12 protein-coding genes are annotated in these 17,175 nt (G+C 34.9%); 2 read left to right on the plus strand and 10 right to left on the minus strand.

The genetic code is table 11. The features are described from left to right. Nucleotides 1-27 precede the first annotated feature (27 nt). From E4Z98_RS07210 to E4Z98_RS07250, 9 genes are all read right to left on the minus strand, one after another. Complete coding sequence (locus tag E4Z98_RS07210) at nt 28-2,259, minus strand: hypothetical protein (RefSeq protein WP_135254518.1); 2,232 nt, start codon at nt 2,257-2,259, stop codon at nt 28-30. 84 nt (nt 2,260-2,343) lie between these two features. Then, nucleotides 2,344-2,547, minus strand: coding sequence for a hypothetical protein (locus tag E4Z98_RS07215; RefSeq protein WP_135254517.1), 204 nt, complete (start codon nt 2,545-2,547; stop codon nt 2,344-2,346). 202 nt (nt 2,548-2,749) lie between these two features. Next, nucleotides 2,750-3,754, minus strand: a complete 1,005-nt coding sequence (gene lplA / locus E4Z98_RS07220; protein ID WP_135254516.1) for a lipoate--protein ligase — start codon at nt 3,752-3,754, stop codon at nt 2,750-2,752. Between the two features lie 28 nt (nt 3,755-3,782). Next, a complete protein-coding gene (locus E4Z98_RS07225) occupies nt 3,783-4,520 on the minus strand; it encodes an MBL fold metallo-hydrolase (RefSeq protein ID WP_135254515.1) in 738 nt (245 codons plus the stop codon). 245 nt (nt 4,521-4,765) lie between these two features. Next, nucleotides 4,766-5,830, minus strand: coding sequence for a M42 family metallopeptidase (locus tag E4Z98_RS07230; RefSeq protein ID WP_135254633.1), 1,065 nt, complete (start codon nt 5,828-5,830; stop codon nt 4,766-4,768). Nucleotides 5,831-5,970: 140 nt separating this feature from the next. Continuing rightward, a complete protein-coding gene (gene nrdG / locus E4Z98_RS07235) occupies nt 5,971-6,567 on the minus strand; it encodes an anaerobic ribonucleoside-triphosphate reductase activating protein (protein WP_135254514.1) in 597 nt (198 codons plus the stop codon). An 8-nt stretch (nt 6,568-6,575) separates the two neighbouring features. Next, nucleotides 6,576-8,768, minus strand: coding sequence for an anaerobic ribonucleoside-triphosphate reductase (gene nrdD, locus E4Z98_RS07240; protein ID WP_135254513.1), 2,193 nt, complete (start codon nt 8,766-8,768; stop codon nt 6,576-6,578). Nucleotides 8,769-9,037: 269 nt separating this feature from the next. Then, a complete protein-coding gene (locus E4Z98_RS07245; protein WP_135254512.1) occupies nt 9,038-10,372 on the minus strand; it encodes a hemolysin family protein in 1,335 nt (444 codons plus the stop codon). Between the two features lie 196 nt (nt 10,373-10,568). Continuing rightward, on the minus strand, nt 10,569-11,714 hold the full coding sequence (locus tag E4Z98_RS07250) for an AI-2E family transporter (protein WP_135254511.1): 1,146 nt from the start codon (nt 11,712-11,714) through the stop codon (nt 10,569-10,571). 122 nt (nt 11,715-11,836) lie between these two features. Here E4Z98_RS07250 and E4Z98_RS07255 point away from each other — a divergent pair, with 122 nt between their 5' ends. After that, nucleotides 11,837-12,274, plus strand: coding sequence for a GNAT family N-acetyltransferase (locus E4Z98_RS07255; protein WP_135254510.1), 438 nt, complete (start codon nt 11,837-11,839; stop codon nt 12,272-12,274). Between the two features lie 99 nt (nt 12,275-12,373). Further along, nucleotides 12,374-14,281: an asparagine synthase (glutamine-hydrolyzing) gene (gene asnB, locus E4Z98_RS07260; protein WP_135254509.1), complete on the plus strand. Its 1,908-nt coding sequence runs from the start codon at nt 12,374-12,376 to the stop codon at nt 14,279-14,281. 132 nt (nt 14,282-14,413) lie between these two features. Here asnB and E4Z98_RS07265 read toward each other — a convergent pair whose 3' ends face one another. Then, nucleotides 14,414-17,092, minus strand: coding sequence for a cation-translocating P-type ATPase (locus E4Z98_RS07265; protein WP_135254508.1), 2,679 nt, complete (start codon nt 17,090-17,092; stop codon nt 14,414-14,416). Nucleotides 17,093-17,175 lie beyond the last annotated feature (83 nt).

The raw sequence follows: 17,175 nt of genomic DNA on the forward strand, positions 1-17,175 counted from the left end.
ATTAATCTTCTGCTCCCTTTATCTTTTTTATTTGATGATATCTTGTTGAATTACCCAGTAATCTAAACCTTTAAGTTTATAGGCAATGTTTGAATCATCGATATTAATAATATGAATATCTTCTACTTCATATTCTTTTCCTTTAACATCTGCTGGAATTTCGTTACGTTCTTCGTAATGTGTTGCATGTTCTGCTACTTTAACTGTTTGACCAATTGCAAATGTTGCTTCTTTTAATTTATCATTTATTGCATCTTTAGCAAATAAGTTATGCTCGCTAATCCATTGACGTGCTTCTTCAAGATAATATGCTCTTGTTGAATCGCCATCCACTACTTCTTTAACACCCGCTATGGTAAAGTCTTTACCTAACTCAACTTTAGGAATAGTTAAACCATCTGTAAATTTAGTTGCAAAATCTTGTAACTTAACTTTTGCTCCTTTAGCAACTGCTGGGAATTTAGATGCAATACTAATTGGGTCCACATCTACTGTTGGTAGTTCTGGGAACAAATCTTTTTCACTGATCCATTGTTTTAATTCTGTTAAATAGTATGAACGTTTAGCATCGCCATCTTCTTTTTCTTCTACTTTTTCAACTGTGTATTCTTTTGTTAAATCAATATCACCTAAATCTGTACCATCTGCAAATTTTGTTGCAAAGTCTTGAATTTTTACTTTTCCACCTAATTCAATTGATGGGAATACTGAGGTGATCTTAGCTGGATCTAATAATGAATTTACTGCTACTTCGCTATCTTCTGAACTCTCTTCAACCACAACTTTTTTACTTGTACTTTCTTCCGCTACTATTGTTTCACTTGTTGAAGCATCCGTATTGATGGCTACTTCATCATCTTTAGGACTAAATAACCCTAATAATCCTCCTAATAATCCTAATGCTCCTAAACCTAATAACCAAGGTAACCAACTACCCCATAAAGATTTTTTAGGTTTTTCTTCAGCTGTTAAACGGACAATATCAGGTTTCTCATCCTTAATATCTGTTTTCAATCCTACTTTTTCAACTTTAGGTTCTACCTTAATGTCTTTCTTCACATCACGGTCGACTAAACCTACTTTGGGTAACCCAAGAGATAAAGCTGGCAGTAATTTTGCCCAGTCAAAGTTTAAGTTTGGTGTTAATTTAAATTTGTTGATTAATCCTCTAATATCTTTAGCATAGCTGCCAAAATCTTTTTCATGACGGTCAACTAACAATGAAGCTTCATTATATTTTTTATCTTTCAATAAGCCAGCTAGTTTATTGGCTAAATCTGGTTTTCCAATGTTTGTAAATAAATTTTTGACTGTATCAAAATCAAGGTTAATATCAGTTGCTGCGCTAACTGCATCTCCCACTTTATCCATTGTAGATTTAATTCCTAGTGTTGGAATTAATTTATTCCATTCTAAATCAACATTTGGTGTTAATTTCACTTTATTAATGAAGGCTTTTACATCGTTTGAATAATCGCCAAAATCTTTTGAATGTCTGTCAACTAACAATGTTGCTTCATTATATTTTTTATCTTTTAGCAAACTAGCTAGTTTATTGACTAAGTCTGGTTTTCCAATATTTATAAATAAATTTTTCACTTTATCCATGTCAAAATCAAGCCGTGACGTGTTATCGGTTAATTTGTCAACTACTTTATCCACAGCCTTATCTGTCACTGAAAACGCATCGGAAACTGTATCTGTAACTTTATTCAATGTTGTTTTCAAACCAAATGCAGGAACATCCTTATTTTCTTTGCCAAATGCTAACCAACCTTTGATATCATCATAAAAATCACCTAGTTTTTCCTTATAACCATCTACTAAAATATTAGCTTCAGCAAAACGATTCGTTGAAACTAACTTTTGAATATCTTCTAGTATGCCATGATCATTTTCAGGTAACACTAATTTTAACGCTTGATTACGAGCAAAAGATAATAAGTCCTTCATTTCATAATAATAATCACCTAATAAGTTTTTGCTAGTGTCTACTAACGAGTTAGCTTTTTTGAAATCATTTGTCGAAATTAATCCTAAAACATCTTTAAATAATGAATTACCTTCTAACTTACTATCTTGACTAATTCTCATCATACGGTTAGTGATGAACCATTGAATCATCTCTTCAAATTTGTCTCCTAAGTACTCTTTACGACTTTCTAAATACGTCATTGCTTTTGCATAATCTTTGTCATTAAATAATTGTTGAAAACGTGTAATAACCTTTTCTTGAATTAATTTTTTATCATCTACCATGTTTTTCTCCCCTAACTAATAGTTTTCTCCAAAAAACAAAACGTTTAAAACTCCTATATACTGTTATCTATGAGTAGTTCTTTCTTATTCTATGATTTCGTCATCAAGAGAAACGGTCGTATTTGATCCTATATTGCTTAACCAGTTGATAACTTCTTCATACTGATCACCTAATAGCTCTTGATTTGCTTCCGCATAACTAATAGCTCCAGATAAATCATCGTTATCTAAGAAGTTCTTTAACGCAAGTGCCACATCTTCGGTTAAATAAATTTCTTTTTCTCCCATACTGTCTCCTCCAAAAAAATTATTAAACTACTTGTTATTTAAATCTTATCACCTTCTTTAAAAAATAATAAACATTTAAACTTATTATTAATATTTGTATATTAAATCGCATACATATTACTTTTTTTATATTTTTACGCAGAAAAAAAGAGCAGAAAAAATTCTGCTCCTTCTTCAAATGGAAATATAAAGTTATTTTATTTTAATAAAGTAACCCTAGTAAATCTTGTGCTGAAATATTTCCAAAATATTTTTGGATGTCTATTCTACTTACTACTTCTTGTAAATCTTCTTTTGTATAACGTGTTCCTACAAGCATTTGTTCAACATCTGCAATTTCTCCTAGTCCAAAGAAATCACCAAAGATTTTAGCCTCTTGAATTTTACCTTCTGCAACATTCAAGCGTACTTCTACTGAACCAATTGGGAAACGCTCACGACGAACTTTATCAAATTCAGGTGATTTACCAAAATTCCAATCCCAATTGCGATAATATTTATCAGAAATTTCATTAATTCTAGCCCAGTCCTCATCTGTTAATTCATAAGTTTGAACTTGATCGATTGAATCGACGTTAAAAATACGTAATAAAATATCATCTCGGAAATCTTTTGTGGAAAGATTTTGATACGCATCATCCAAGTACGGCTTAATGTTAGTCACACGTGAACGAATGGACTTAATCCCTTTAGATTCGATTTTATCTTTACGAACTTTTAATGCATTTACTACTTCATTCACGTCACTATCTAACATAATTGTACCGTGAGCGAACATACGACCATTTGTCGCATACATTGCGTTACCAGAGAATTTTTTATCGCCAATTACTAAGTCATTACGACCTTTTAATTCAGCACCTGAGACGCCCATTGAATGTAGAGCTTCAATAATTGGGCTCGTTAATTTTTTGAAGTCACGGAATGATTCGCCATCATCTGGCATAATAAAACTGAAATTCAAATTACCAAAATCATGATACACCGCACCACCACCACTTAAGCGGCGCACGACGTGAATATTATTTTCTTCCACATAGTCTAAGTTAATTTCCTCAATCGTATTTTGGTTACGACCAATAATGATTGATGGCTCATTGATATAAAATAATAAAATGGGTTCATCGACTTTCATCTCTTGTAATAAAAACGTTTCAATTGCTAAGTTAACACGTGGGTCATTGTTTTCATTTGGGACATAAATCATGTGACATTTCTCCTTTAGTTTCAAATAATTATATAGTTATTGTTAAACCTGTTGTTGCTAAAATAGGTGTTGCTTTATCTTGCGTAATAGCCTGTGCTTCTTCTAATAGCTGATTCAAGTCAATTCGTTGCTTTAAATGGCTCAGAACAACGGTTGGAATATTGCCTCGTACGGTCATTTCAGCTACTTCTTTCACACTAAAATGAACGGGATGATTTTCTGTACCACTCAAGAAGTAACTATCTGCTATTAATAAGTCTGTATCTAAAACAAAGTCATCAAAGGCGTCTAGCCAACCTGAGTCTGCTGTGTAGACCAATGACTTGCCCGTCGACTGTTCAGTAATACGCATGGCAAAACAAGGGACTGGATGTTTCGTTCTTAAGAACTTAATACTAAATGGCCCCACTTCAATCGTATCTTGCTCATAATAAGCATGTCCTTGACTAACGTTAGTCATCGTTAATGCTGAATAATAAAAGTCATGCTCCGTATGCCCATAAATTGGTAATATTGGCTGGGCTTCTTCTTGATTTAATTGTCGATAAAATTGTAGGACACCTAAATCTGCTATGTGATCGTGATGATAATGAGATAAAATCACGGCATCTAATGCTAATGGATCAATATGCTTTCTTAACTGGTTAAATGTGCCACTCCCTGCATCGATTAACAGAGAAAATTCATCTGATGTTAGTAAATAGCTTGAGGTTCCTTCATCATTCCACGGATAAGCACCCCAATACCCTAAAACGGTTAATTTCATGTTATTCCCCTTTCAATGCTACTCTAATAATTTACACTGATTTTATTTTAATAACCAACAAATCGTTCATTATACTTCTAATAATAACTTATTTCAGGTAAAAAAGCCTAATTAATAACCCATTAACATACAATTTTGTATAAAACGATTAATCAAAAGTAAACTTATTTTTCTGTTTTTGACAACAAAAAGCCTCCTACAATTAGGAGGCTAAATTGGCTAGAAAACTTAGGTTTACCATACGTTTATTCGTACGAAGTAATTGAGTCAACCGTTTCTTTATCTAGTCGTTTCACTACTTCTGTGACTAATTTAACCGTATTTAAATAATCATCTTCGTGGATAACTGAAGTATGAGAATGTAAATAACGTGTTGAAACAGTAATTGCTAATGCTGGCACGCCATCTCGTGTAATATGAGCTGTTCCGGCATCTGTTCCTCCACCAGCCACCACTTCTAGTTGATAAGGAATATTTAATTCATCGGCTACATCAATCACGAAATCACGTAGTTTACGATGCGGAATCATCGATGCATCAAAAATCAAAATTTGAGGTCCTTTTCCTAGTTCAGACATTGATTCTTTAGCAGTCATACCTGGTGTATCACCGGCTGTACCAGTGTCTAATGCAAACGCGATATCAGGATTAGCTAAGTGAGTACTTGTACGTGAACCACGTAAGCCAACTTCTTCTTGCACATTACTACCTGCAAATAAGATATTTGGATGTCCTTCAGACGCTAAATTTTCTAATACTTTTAACGACACAGCTGTCCCGATACGATTGTCCCAAGCTTTCGCTAATAAGTATTTTGAACCGTTTAAACGACGATATTCAGTATAAGGTGTCACCATATCACCAGGGCGTACACCCCACGCTTTTACTTCTTCTTCACTTGTCGCACCAATATCAATAAACATATCTGATATTTCATAAGGTTTCTTACGTGCTTCTGCTGATAATACATGTGGTGGTTTACAACCAATCACACCATGAATAATATCGCCTTTAGCTGTTTTCACTTCTACTTGTTGGGCTAGCATCACTTGGTTCCACCAGCCACCTAGTGTTTGGAATTTTAAGAAACCTTTTTCAGTAATTTGAGTCACCATGAAACCAACTTCATCCATATGGCCCATAATCATCACACGAGGTCCTTCTAAATTACCATTACGTCGTGCCATAACACCACCTAATCCGTCATACATCATACGATCAGCATGAGGTGTAGCATATTTAACAAAAAGTTCTCTTACTTCATCTTCATTACCTGGTACACCACGAGCGCTTGTTAATTCTTGTAACATTTTTTCTTCTTTATTCTCTAACAAATGTCTAACCCCCTAATTGTTTTTATACTTAATAGTATAGCATTAAACATTAGTTGTTTACATAGTAATTCAACTAGAGGTGGGATAAAATCTCTACATACTATCCCTGCTTTTGTTTATTTTTCTCGTTTAATTTGTTCAAAAGTTTCATTAGCATCTAAGCACTTATCCCAAATCACTACTTGCTGTTGTTCCAGTGATTTAACCACATCAATAATCCGTTGATTACTACTGCCTCTAAATTGTAGTTTCAAGTCTTTTTTTGATATTTCAAAGCGACCATCAACTAAAATATCTATCTCAGAGAGTAAGGCTAACTTATCTGCTGATTCTTGTAAGAGTTCTTCAAATGTATACCCTGACCATGCCCAGATATCTTTTGAATGACCAAATTGCTCACGAACTTTTTTAGCTAATGGTAAACAAATACCTGTATTAAGAAAAGGTTCTCCTCCTAATAACGTTAGTCCCTGACAATAAGGTTGTGATAAGTCTGCTAAAATTCGTGTCTCAACTGCCTCACTGTACGGTTGGCCATAGCGAAAACTTTGAACGGCTTTATTGTAACATCCCTCGCAAGCAAATAAACAGCCACTAACGTACAAACTACATCGAACACCTTCACCATCTACAAAATTAAACGGTTTATAATCAGCATAGTAATGTTGGCTATAGTCTTCAGCTAGCCACTCTTTAGGTTTAGGATTTCTCATTTACTCACCTATTTCATATGTTTGACACGTGCAGAAATTTCTTTATGTCGGCCATGTACCATAGGACGTGCTTGAGGATTCCCTAAATAGCCACACGTGCGTTTGACAACATCACTTGTCTTAGGATTAGTATTACCGCAATTTGGACACTTAAAGCCTCGCTCAGTCGGTTCAAAGTCACCTTCAAAATCACACTCATAACAGTGATCAATTGGCGTATTAGTCCCTAAATACCCTACTCGATTATAGGCATAATCCCAGACAGCTTCTAAAGCTTTCGGATTTTGTTGAATCACAGGGTATTCACAGTAATGGATAAAGCCTCCTGAGCAATACGCTGGGTAATCTTTTTCAAAATCTAATTTTTCAAATGGTGTTGGATCTTTTCGAACATCATAATGGAAACTATTTGTATAATAATCTTTAGACGTGATATCCTCTATTTCACCAAACTTATCTTTGTCCATACGGCAAAATCGGTCAGTTAAACTTTCACTTGGTGTTGAATAAACACTAAAATGGTAACCGTACTGATTCCCCCAGTCATCCGCATGTTGTTTTAAGTACTTCATGATGTCTAACGTAAATGCTTTTGCTTTTGTATCATGTTCCCAATTTGGACCAAAAAAGCTCGTTGCAACTTCATATAATCCAATATAACCCATAGAAACAGTTGCCCGTTTGTTTCTAAACAATTGATCAACATCGTCACCTTTTTTCAAGCGCTCACCAAAAGCCCCATACTGATATAAAATTGGCGCATTTTCAGGTTTCGCCTGACGGCAACGTTCAACACGGTAAACAAGTGCATCTTTCATAATAGCCAAACGTTCATCTAATATATGCCAAAATTTTTCTTGGTCACCTTCAGCCTCTAGTGCAATTCTTGGTAAGTTCAACGTCACTACACCCAAATTCATGCGACCAGATGTTACCTCTTCACCTGCCTCATTTTTCCATCCTTGTAGGAAAGAACGACAGCCCATTGGTACTTTGAAACTACCCGTCAACTCAACAATTTTATCGTAGTTTAAAATATCCGGATACATACGCTTTGTTGCACATTCTAGTGCTAACTGTTTAATATCATAATTTGGATCTTCTGGTGATTGGTTGACCCCTTTTTTAATGGTAAAAATCAATTTAGGGAAAATTGCTGTACGTTTTTCTTTGCCTAATCCAGCAATTCTAATCTTAAAAATAGCTTGTTGGATTTCTCGTTCAAACCAATTTACCCCCAAACCAAAGCCTAGAGATGTAAATGGTGTTTGACCATTGGAGGTAAATAGCGTATTGATTTCATATTCTAGACTTTGCATAGCATCATAAATATCTTTAGCTGTTTTCTTTTTTGCATATGCTTCATGTTTCGACTGATCGTCAATCCACTCACGGGCATCAACTAAGTGCTTTTGATAGTTTTTTTCGGCAAAGGGTGCTAATAATTCATCAATTCTATCTGCTGAACATCCTCCGTATTGACTAGAAGCTACATTCGCAATAATTTGAGAAATTTGTGCGGTAGCGGTTTGAATTGATTTAGCAGGTTCAACGTCAGCATTGCCAATCTTAAATCCTTTTGTCAACATTCCCTCGAAATCAATTAAGCAACAATTGGTCATAGGAGTATACGGATGGTAATCTAAATCATGGTAATGAATGTCACCTTTTTGATGAGCATTTGCCACATGAGGCGGTAACATATCTAAGCCAATTGATTTACCAACAATTCCTGCTGTCAAATCACGTTGAGTATTAAAGACATCACTATCCTTATTAGCATTTTCATTTACCACCGTTTGGTCTTTATTAATTAATTTGCCAATCGTAAAATTAATATCGGTTGCTTTACGACGTTCAAAATCCCGCTTTGTACGATAATGTATATACTCTTGGGCTAACTCATATTCACGTTCATCTAACAATGTTTGCTCAACAATCGTTTGTATTTCTGAAATCTTAATATCAACTGCGTACCGTGTTAATATTTCTTTGTCTACTTTCACGACTATTTCACATATTTTTTGTTCAATGAACGGACGCAATTCTCCATGGATTTTTTGATCGGCTTTTAACAAAGCTTCATAAATTTTTTGATCATTAAATTCGACTAGTCGGCCATCACGCTTTACTACTTTCACCTTTTTTAATGCTTCAACGTTTAAATCTGCTTCTTTCACAACACCAATATCACTTAACATGATAACCCTAACCTCCATTTTATTCTGTTTTTCACAAAAGAGAAAAAAACAACATATAGCGAATACAAACTCTTCTTATAACAATATAACACAACATATTGATTTTTTGTTATAATTTACTATTATTTTCACAATGAAAAATGAAACTTTAAAACATTATTACTTAGGCCACCTGATACACTGTTTTTATTTTTTTATTCATGCGATATTGTTTTTAAGTTTTAGTGTACAAAAAAAAGAGCATGACGTCGTCATGCTCTTTTGGATACTTAATCTTCTATTAATTCTTCTGCTGTTTCAATAGTTGGACTATCAAAGATAACACGTACTGTTAATACACGTGAACCTTCCATCTCTTCAGAAATTAACGTCAGATTTTCAACATGGTAACTTAATTTTTCTCCCTCATCAGGAATCGTACCTAACGCGGTAATTAAGTAACCAGCAATGGAATCGACATCGTTCATTTCTAAATTAGTCTCAAACATTTCATTAAATTCATCAATCAACATACGTCCTTGAACGAAGTATTCTGTGTCTGACACTTTAATAACTAAATTCTCAACTTCATCAGACTCGTCATCAATCTCGCCAACGATTTCTTCTAATAAATCTTCTAACGTTACTAAACCAACAACACCACCGTACTCATCTAATAGGATAGCCATTTGATTTTGCGTACGTCGCAGCTCCAGTAATAAATCATCTGTAAAGATAGTCTCTGGAACAAATAAAGGTTCTTGGATAATATCCATTAAGTTAATTTGATCAAAACCTCTATCAAAAGCAGCTTTTAATAAGTTTTTAAGATGCAACACCCCTATCACTTTATCTTTGTCTACTTCATAGACTGGGATACGTGAATAGTTTTGTGCCATTATTTTTTCATAGTTTTCCTCAATAGGTGTGGTCATGTCAATCATGAATGCGTCGGTACGTGGTACCATAACTTCACGAGCAACTGTCGTATCTAATGAGAAAACACCTTGAACCATGCCAAGTTCATCTTCTTCTAACACACCTTCAGACTCCAAAATATAACGCATCTCATCACGCGTCATACGGTTATCCTCATCATCAAATTTCATTGGTGTTAATTTTCCAAGTATGTCGGTTGAAACAGATAACAACCAGACAAATGGTCGTGCAATGACACCAATTGCTTGAATAGGTCCTACCGCAATTTTAGCAACCTCTTCTGATTTCGCTAAAGCGATTCGTTTGGGATATAATTCTCCAAACACGATGGAAACATACGTTAACATAATCAACACCAGAATATTAGCAACTTTTAAAGCCCAAGGTTGGCCTCCAAAAACCGGCGCTAATTTCTGAGCGAAACTATCGGCTAAAGATGCCCCTGATAAAATATTTACCAAAGTAATCCCTACTTGGATAGTCGATAAAAAGTTACCTGTGTTGGTTAATAATTTGGCTAATTTGATGGCAGATTTATCACCATTCTCAGCCTTTTGTTGTACTCGATTTTTGTTTAATGATACAACGGCAATTTCCGCTGCAGCAAAAAACGCGTTTAACAGTGTCAGCACAACTAGTGTTAAAATTAAAATCACTAAAGACTGACTTTCAGGGTCAGCGTTCATAAGCTATTCTCTCCTTGTTGTATATATATTTAATCAAATTAAATCGTATCACAAAAGGGGCTATTACGCAATATTTAGAATCAAACTATACGTGTTAGATTAGGGTTTAGCTACTTTTATTTATAAAAAAACATGCCACAAAAAAGAAACACTTCCTTTTCATGACATGTTGGCGTTTATTTCTAAAAACGAATGACTAGCGCTGAGGCGATTCGCCTTCTTTTATCTCCAGCAAACTTTTTTCTTTTTGATTAAGTTTTATCATATGATAAATATGCACGACGATTGTTTTAACGATAGCATAGAACGGCACACCTAGAATCATACCAATTAAACCAGCGATATTCCCCGCCACTAACAAGATAATAATAATGGTTAAAGGATGGATGTCTAAGCTCTTACCAATAATATTAGGATAAATAATATTCCCATCAATTTGTTGCACTACTAAGACTAAGACACAACATAAGATTGCTTTAAGTACGGCATCTTCCTGCCCACTAAATAACGTGGCAATCACAGCTGGAGCTAACCCTAAATATGGGCCTAAGTAAGGAATCATATTCGTAATCCCTGCAATCGTTCCAAATAAAATGGCATAATCGACACCTAGAAGCGCATAGCCTATGGCAGTTGCTGCTCCCACAAATAAGCATTCAATCGTTTGACCTGAAATATATTTTGAAATTGTTTGATTCATTTTACCTAATAAATCACTCATTTCATCACGATAATTTTCTGGCATCAGACGTTTAATATTAGGCATTAAGCGATGACCATCTTTTAACATATAAAATAAGATAAATGGAACCGTAATGATTAATAACGCTGCCCCCACAAACTTACCAATAATCGAGCCAACACCCGCATATAAATTATCGACAAACTTTTTAGCCATCGTTCCAAAATCAATGTTAAGTTTTTCAAGTGTTTGTGATACATCTAACCCTTGTAACTTAGGATGAGCTAACAGTTTATTGGTCCAATCTTCAATTGAATTAATAAATTGTGGTAAATTTTCAACCAGAGCTTTGATTTGGTTTAATAAGGCTGGTAATAAAATACCTATGCTTAAAGCTAAAATACCCACTAATAAAATTAACACGATGATAATTGCCCAAATACGTTTAATTTTCACTTTTTTTTCTAACACACCGACAATTGGATTAAGGATGTAAAATAAAAATCCAGCAATTAATATAGGGGCAAATAACGTACTAACAAACGTAAAAATAGGTGAGAATAAAAAGTCAATCTTCGTCGAGACAAAAATTAACGCTGCTAAAATCAGTAATTCTAACGACCAAAACATCAATTTAGAATTTTTCATTTTTTCAAACATTCAGGTACTCCTTTATATAAATTATTTTTAACGGTATACTACTAATTATAGATTAGTATCCTTTTTTTTACACGATTTGTCAAAAATTATCATAAATGTTATTTTTAAGGAAGTGAATTTTCATGAATTTTGGGATAACAACTAATCTTGAGTCGATTATTTACCAAGAGGCACTTCGCATTAGACGTGAAGTTTTCGTGATTGAACAGCAAATACCAGAATCCATTGAGATAGACTCGTTGGAAAAAGAATGCCTCCATATTGTGCAGTATAACGGAGATATTCCAGTAGCTACCGCCAGATTATATCCTGTTGATGACACTACATGGAAAATTCAACGCGTTGCTGTCAAAAAAGAATTTCGTCGACAACAAATGGGGCGTCAATTACTGGAAGAAATTGCTCGTTTAGCTGAGGAAAAAAGAATTCAGACCTTAACATTAAATGCTCAAGTAGAGTCAATTGGTTTTTATAAAGCATTGGGTTATCAAACGGTTGGAGAGCCCTTTACAGAAGCCTCCATTCTACACAATCAAATGAAGCGGTTTATTATTAAATAATTCTAAATTATGACTTCATTCAAACTGTGATATTTGTTTTTTTTATAGTGATTTGCTTTAATTAATAAGTAAGAGTTTATTAAAGGAGGAAGTTTTATTATGTGCGGTATTGTGGGGTTTATTAGCCAACAAGCAACTTATGATCAACAAGCAGTTTTAACTGAAATGAAAAATAAAATTATCCATCGTGGACCTAATAGCGAAGGAGAATATATTGATGAACAAGCTGCCTTAGGTTTCAGACGATTAAGTATTATTGACTTAGAAGGTGGTACACAACCTATCTACAACGAAACACAAACAAAAGTCATCACATTCAACGGAGAAATTTATAACTACCAAGTATTACGTGAACAGTTAATTGAAGCTGGACACGTCTTTACAACATCAGCAGATACGGAAGTTATTCTACATGGTTATGAAGAATGGGGAACAAAAATAGTTAAAAAATTACGTGGTATGTTTGCCTTTGTTATTTGGGACAAAGAAACCGGCGAATTATTTGGTGCAAGAGATCATTTTGGAATTAAACCTTTCTACTATTACCACGAAGATAACACATTTATCTATGGATCAGAAATTAAAAGTTTCTTACCACATCCTTCATTTAAAAAAGAATTAAACAAACGTGCCTTACGTTCTTATTTAACATTCCAATATCCTGCATTAAATGACGAAACTTTCTTCAAAAATGTTTATCGTCTACCAGAAGGTCACTTTTTCTTATTATACAATAATGAATTGACGATTAAAAAATACTGGGATGCTGATTTTACAAAGAAAGAGAAAAAATCTCGTCAAGAATGGATTGAAACTATCGATGAAGCAGTGAACGAATCGATTCAAACACATACCGTTAGTGATGTTGAAGTAGCATCATTCTTGTCTAGTGGGGTTGACTCAAGTTATGTTGCTTCAGTTTTACGACCAAGTATGACCTATTCAATCGGTTTTGATGATAAAACTTATAACGAAGCAACCGAAGCACGTCGCTTAACAGATGCGTTAGGTTTAAACAATACTGCGGCGGTGATTGATGGTGATATGGCGTTTAAATATTTCCCAGCCATTCAATATCATTTAGATGAACCTGATTCAAATCCTTCATGTGTGCCGCTTTATTTCTTATCACACTTAGCTTCTAAGAAACATCGTGTGGTTTTATCTGGTGAAGGTGCGGATGAATTATTTGCAGGCTACCAAGCGTATGGTTTCTTAACAAAATCAAAAGCCATCCGTGTTGCAACACAAGTGCTAAAAAAATTACCAAGAAACGCTCGCTACTCATTATCTAACGCTTTAGAAAAAGCGGGTAACTTCCCTGGTAAAGCTCATGTGGTAACCTCTCTTGGAGATTCAAGCAAACATTTTATTGGCCAAGCAAAGATTTTTGATGAAAGTGAAGTCAGCGAGTATCTGCAAGAGGAATACTTAGACGGTCCTTCAGTTAGTGATATCATGGCCGTTCATTTCAATTCAGCTAAACCAATTAAAAGTGAAATTAACAAAATGCAATATGTTGACTTACATCAATTCATGGCAAAAGATATTCTGCTAAAAGCTGACAAAATGTCCATGGCACATTCATTAGAATTACGTGTACCATTATTAGATAGAAAATTATTAGAAGTAGCCGAAGTTATTCCAGATAAATATCTAATTAATCAACACAATAGTAAAGAAGTCTTCCGCGAAGCAGCGAACAAGCATATCCCAACTGATTGGGGTAATCGTGAAAAATTAGGCTTCCCAGTTCCTATTAAACAATGGTTACGCGAAGAAAATATTTACCACGAATTAAAAGAATTATTTACTTCAGATGTCGCGGCTGAGTTTTTCAACACAGCATCTATCGTAAAATTATTAGATGATCACTACACAAATAAAGCGGATGTCCAACGTAAAATTTGGACAATCTACACATTCTTAGTTTGGTATAATGTTTATTTCGTTAACAAAGAAATGCCTTATACCGATACATCAACGCTAGACATTAATGAATATTAATCTAACAGGTTTAAGTGCTTTTATAGCATTTGAACCTGTTTTTCCTTCATAACGACGCTTGCCACTGGTGAAGATAGTCTTGCTTATGCGATAAAAAAGAACTTTCCAAAATGGAAAGTTCTTTTTTTATCATTATTTCTCTACAACTGCATATGTATCAGCTTGTTTACTTTCTTTTCTGTTCAAGACAAATTTTGTTGTCTCCATCAATAACACTGCTAATAGCGCTAATCCTAAACTCATACCAACTTCTACGACCCCAAAGCTTGCTGGAATAGCAAAAATTGGTCGCATAATAGGTAATAACGTTACGAAATAAAGTAAACTACAAATCACGACAGCCCATACAACAACTTTATTTTTAAAGAATCCGGCTTGAATACTTGTTTCTGTATTACTACGTGCGGCAAACGTTTGTAAGGTACGTGCCCAAATCAATGTTGAAAAGGCCATTGCAACCCCTAGTTGAGTCGATGTTTGCATGCCGATAAATTGCGCAACGATAACCACTAAAGCAATTAATCCCCCACGGTAAGCAACCGATACAAATGTGTCACCTGAGAAAATCCCTTCATTAGGATTACGAGGGGCACGCTTCATAATAGTTGGTTCAGCTTTTTCCATTCCTAGCGCAATCGCTGGTAATGAGTCATTCACTAAGTTAATAAACAATAGTTGTAATGCCGTAAACGGACTATCCCAACCAACAATTAAAGCAAAAATAATAGCTAAGATTGCCCCTAAGTTACCAGCAAATAAGTAAGCAATAGCTTTCTTAATGTTATCAAACACATTACGTCCTACTGAAACTGCACTAATAATAGAAGCGAAGTTGTCATCTGTTAAAACCATTGCGGCAGCATCTTTTGCCACATCTGTTCCGGTTCCCATAGCAATGCCAATATCTGCTTGTTTTAAAGCAGGCGCATCATTCACGCCATCTCCAGTCATCGCTGAAACGTGACCTTTCTCTTGCCAAGCACGGACAATTCTAATTTTATTTTCAGGTGATACACGCGCATAGACGCTAATTTTTTCTAAATAATTAGCTAATTCTTCATTAGTTAATAAATCTAATTCCGTCCCGGTTAACGCCATATCCCCTTCATTAAAAATGCCAATATCTTTTGCGATAGCCACAGCTGTTGTCTTATGATCACCTGTAATCATGACTGTTTTGATACCTGCTTGTTTTGCTTCTCTAATAGCATCGTATACTTCTTCTCTTGGTGGATCAATCATAGCCAATAACCCTACGAAGATTAAATCAGATTCATCATCTAATGTAATTCCCTCTTGACTATCTAGATCCTTGTAAGCGAACGCTAAGACACGTAGAGCACGTTTAGCAAATGATTCATTTTGTTTCTTAATCATCGCTAAACGTTCTTTCGTCATCGGTACAACCTCACCGTTTACTAATACATGAGATGAACGATTAAACATGACATCAGGAGCACCTTTTACCATCAACTGGTGTTGACCATTGATTTCATGTAACGTTGACATTAACTTACGGTCAGAATCAAACGGTAACTCCCCGATTCTTGGATGAGCCACTTGTATTTCTTGAACGTTAGCATTTTTTACTAACCCATTATCAATTAACGCAATCTCTGTTGGATCTCCTAATTTTTGACCTTCTACCGTTACTTTAGCATCATTAACCAGTAAGCTTATTTGCATTAATTTGGCTTCATCTGTTGACCATTTTTCAGGACGATTTTCTAATTCGTCTTTTTGACCGTTTGCTAAGTAATAATCAACAACGGTCATTTTATTTTGTGTTAAAGTTCCCGTTTTATCAGTACAAATAACGCTAGCTGAACCTAATGTTTCGACAGCTGGTAATTGGCGAATAATGGCATTTTTCTTTGCCATTTTCTTTGTACCAATAGATAAAACAATGGTCACAATAGATTGTAATGCTTCAGGAATTGCTGCTACGGCTACTGCTACTGCGAACATAAACGCATTCACAATATCTTGAACTAAGTCTCCAGAACCATTTCCTAAGAAAATTCTAGCAATCTGTACTGCTAAAATAACTAAAGATAAACCTAAAATAGCCAAACTTAACTTGTGACTAAATTTATCTAATCCACGTTGAAGAGGTGTTTTATGCTCATCAGTTGATTCCAACATATTAGCCACTTCACCAATTTCTGTTTCATTAGCAATGCCTGTCACGACGAATTTTGCACGACCGTAAGTGACGATCGTCCCACTGAATACACTGTTTATTCTGTCACCAATTGGCACTTGTCTCGTGATGTCTACGACTGATTTTTCGGCAGGAACTGATTCACCTGTTAACATGCCTTCGTCTACTTTTAATGAGGCTGCTTCAATTAAACGGCCATCAGCGGGTACATAATCGCCGGCTTCTAACAGAACAATATCACCTACTACAATTTCTTTAGCCGGAATAGTCACTTCTTGTCCATCACGAAGAACTTTTGCTTCAGGTGCCGATAAATTTTTCAACGCATCTAACGAACCTTCTGCTTTTTTAGCTTGAACCACACTCACAATAGAGTTCAACATTAAAACTGAAAAAATAACTAACGCTTCAATATGCGCCCCCATGACAACCTGTATCATGGTTACGACTAATAATACAATAACCATGGCATCTTTAAATGTATCGATAAATAGAGCTAGACTACTTTTCTTCTCTTTCCCCGCTAATTCATTAAAACCAAATGATGCTTGTTTTTGCTCGACTACTTCTTGAGGTAAGCCATTAAGCTGACTTCCCGTCTCCTCCAAAACATCCTCTATAGCTTGTTGATAAAATACTTTCTTCATATATTTTTCCTTTCCTTCACATCCTTTAGGGTTTAGCTAATAGCAAACAAAAAAAGTGAGACCTAAAACAAGCAAATGCTCGT

This window comes from Vagococcus xieshaowenii (assembly GCF_004792515.1).
Lineage (GTDB): Bacteria > Bacillota > Bacilli > Lactobacillales > Vagococcaceae > Vagococcus_A > Vagococcus_A xieshaowenii.

Coding starts and splice junctions, on each gene's coding strand:
- E4Z98_RS07210 (WP_135254518.1), bottom strand. CDS start 2,259: ATGGTAGATGATAAAAAATTAATTCAAGAAAAGGTTATTACACGTTTT.
- E4Z98_RS07215 (WP_135254517.1), bottom strand. CDS start 2,547: ATGGGAGAAAAAGAAATTTATTTAACCGAAGATGTGGCACTTGCGTTA.
- lplA (WP_135254516.1), bottom strand. CDS start 3,754: ATGATTTATGTCCCAAATGAAAACAATGACCCACGTGTTAACTTAGCA.
- E4Z98_RS07225 (WP_135254515.1), bottom strand. CDS start 4,520: ATGAAATTAACCGTTTTAGGGTATTGGGGTGCTTATCCGTGGAATGAT.
- E4Z98_RS07230 (WP_135254633.1), bottom strand. CDS start 5,830: ATGTTACAAGAATTAACAAGCGCTCGTGGTGTACCAGGTAATGAAGAT.
- nrdG (WP_135254514.1), bottom strand. CDS start 6,567: ATGAGAAATCCTAAACCTAAAGAGTGGCTAGCTGAAGACTATAGCCAA.
- nrdD (WP_135254513.1), bottom strand. CDS start 8,768: ATGTTAAGTGATATTGGTGTTGTGAAAGAAGCAGATTTAAACGTTGAA.
- E4Z98_RS07245 (WP_135254512.1), bottom strand. CDS start 10,372: ATGAACGCTGACCCTGAAAGTCAGTCTTTAGTGATTTTAATTTTAACA.
- E4Z98_RS07250 (WP_135254511.1), bottom strand. CDS start 11,714: ATGTTTGAAAAAATGAAAAATTCTAAATTGATGTTTTGGTCGTTAGAA.
- E4Z98_RS07255 (WP_135254510.1), top strand. CDS start 11,837: ATGAATTTTGGGATAACAACTAATCTTGAGTCGATTATTTACCAAGAG.
- asnB (WP_135254509.1), top strand. CDS start 12,374: ATGTGCGGTATTGTGGGGTTTATTAGCCAACAAGCAACTTATGATCAA.
- E4Z98_RS07265 (WP_135254508.1), bottom strand. CDS start 17,092: ATGAAGAAAGTATTTTATCAACAAGCTATAGAGGATGTTTTGGAGGAG.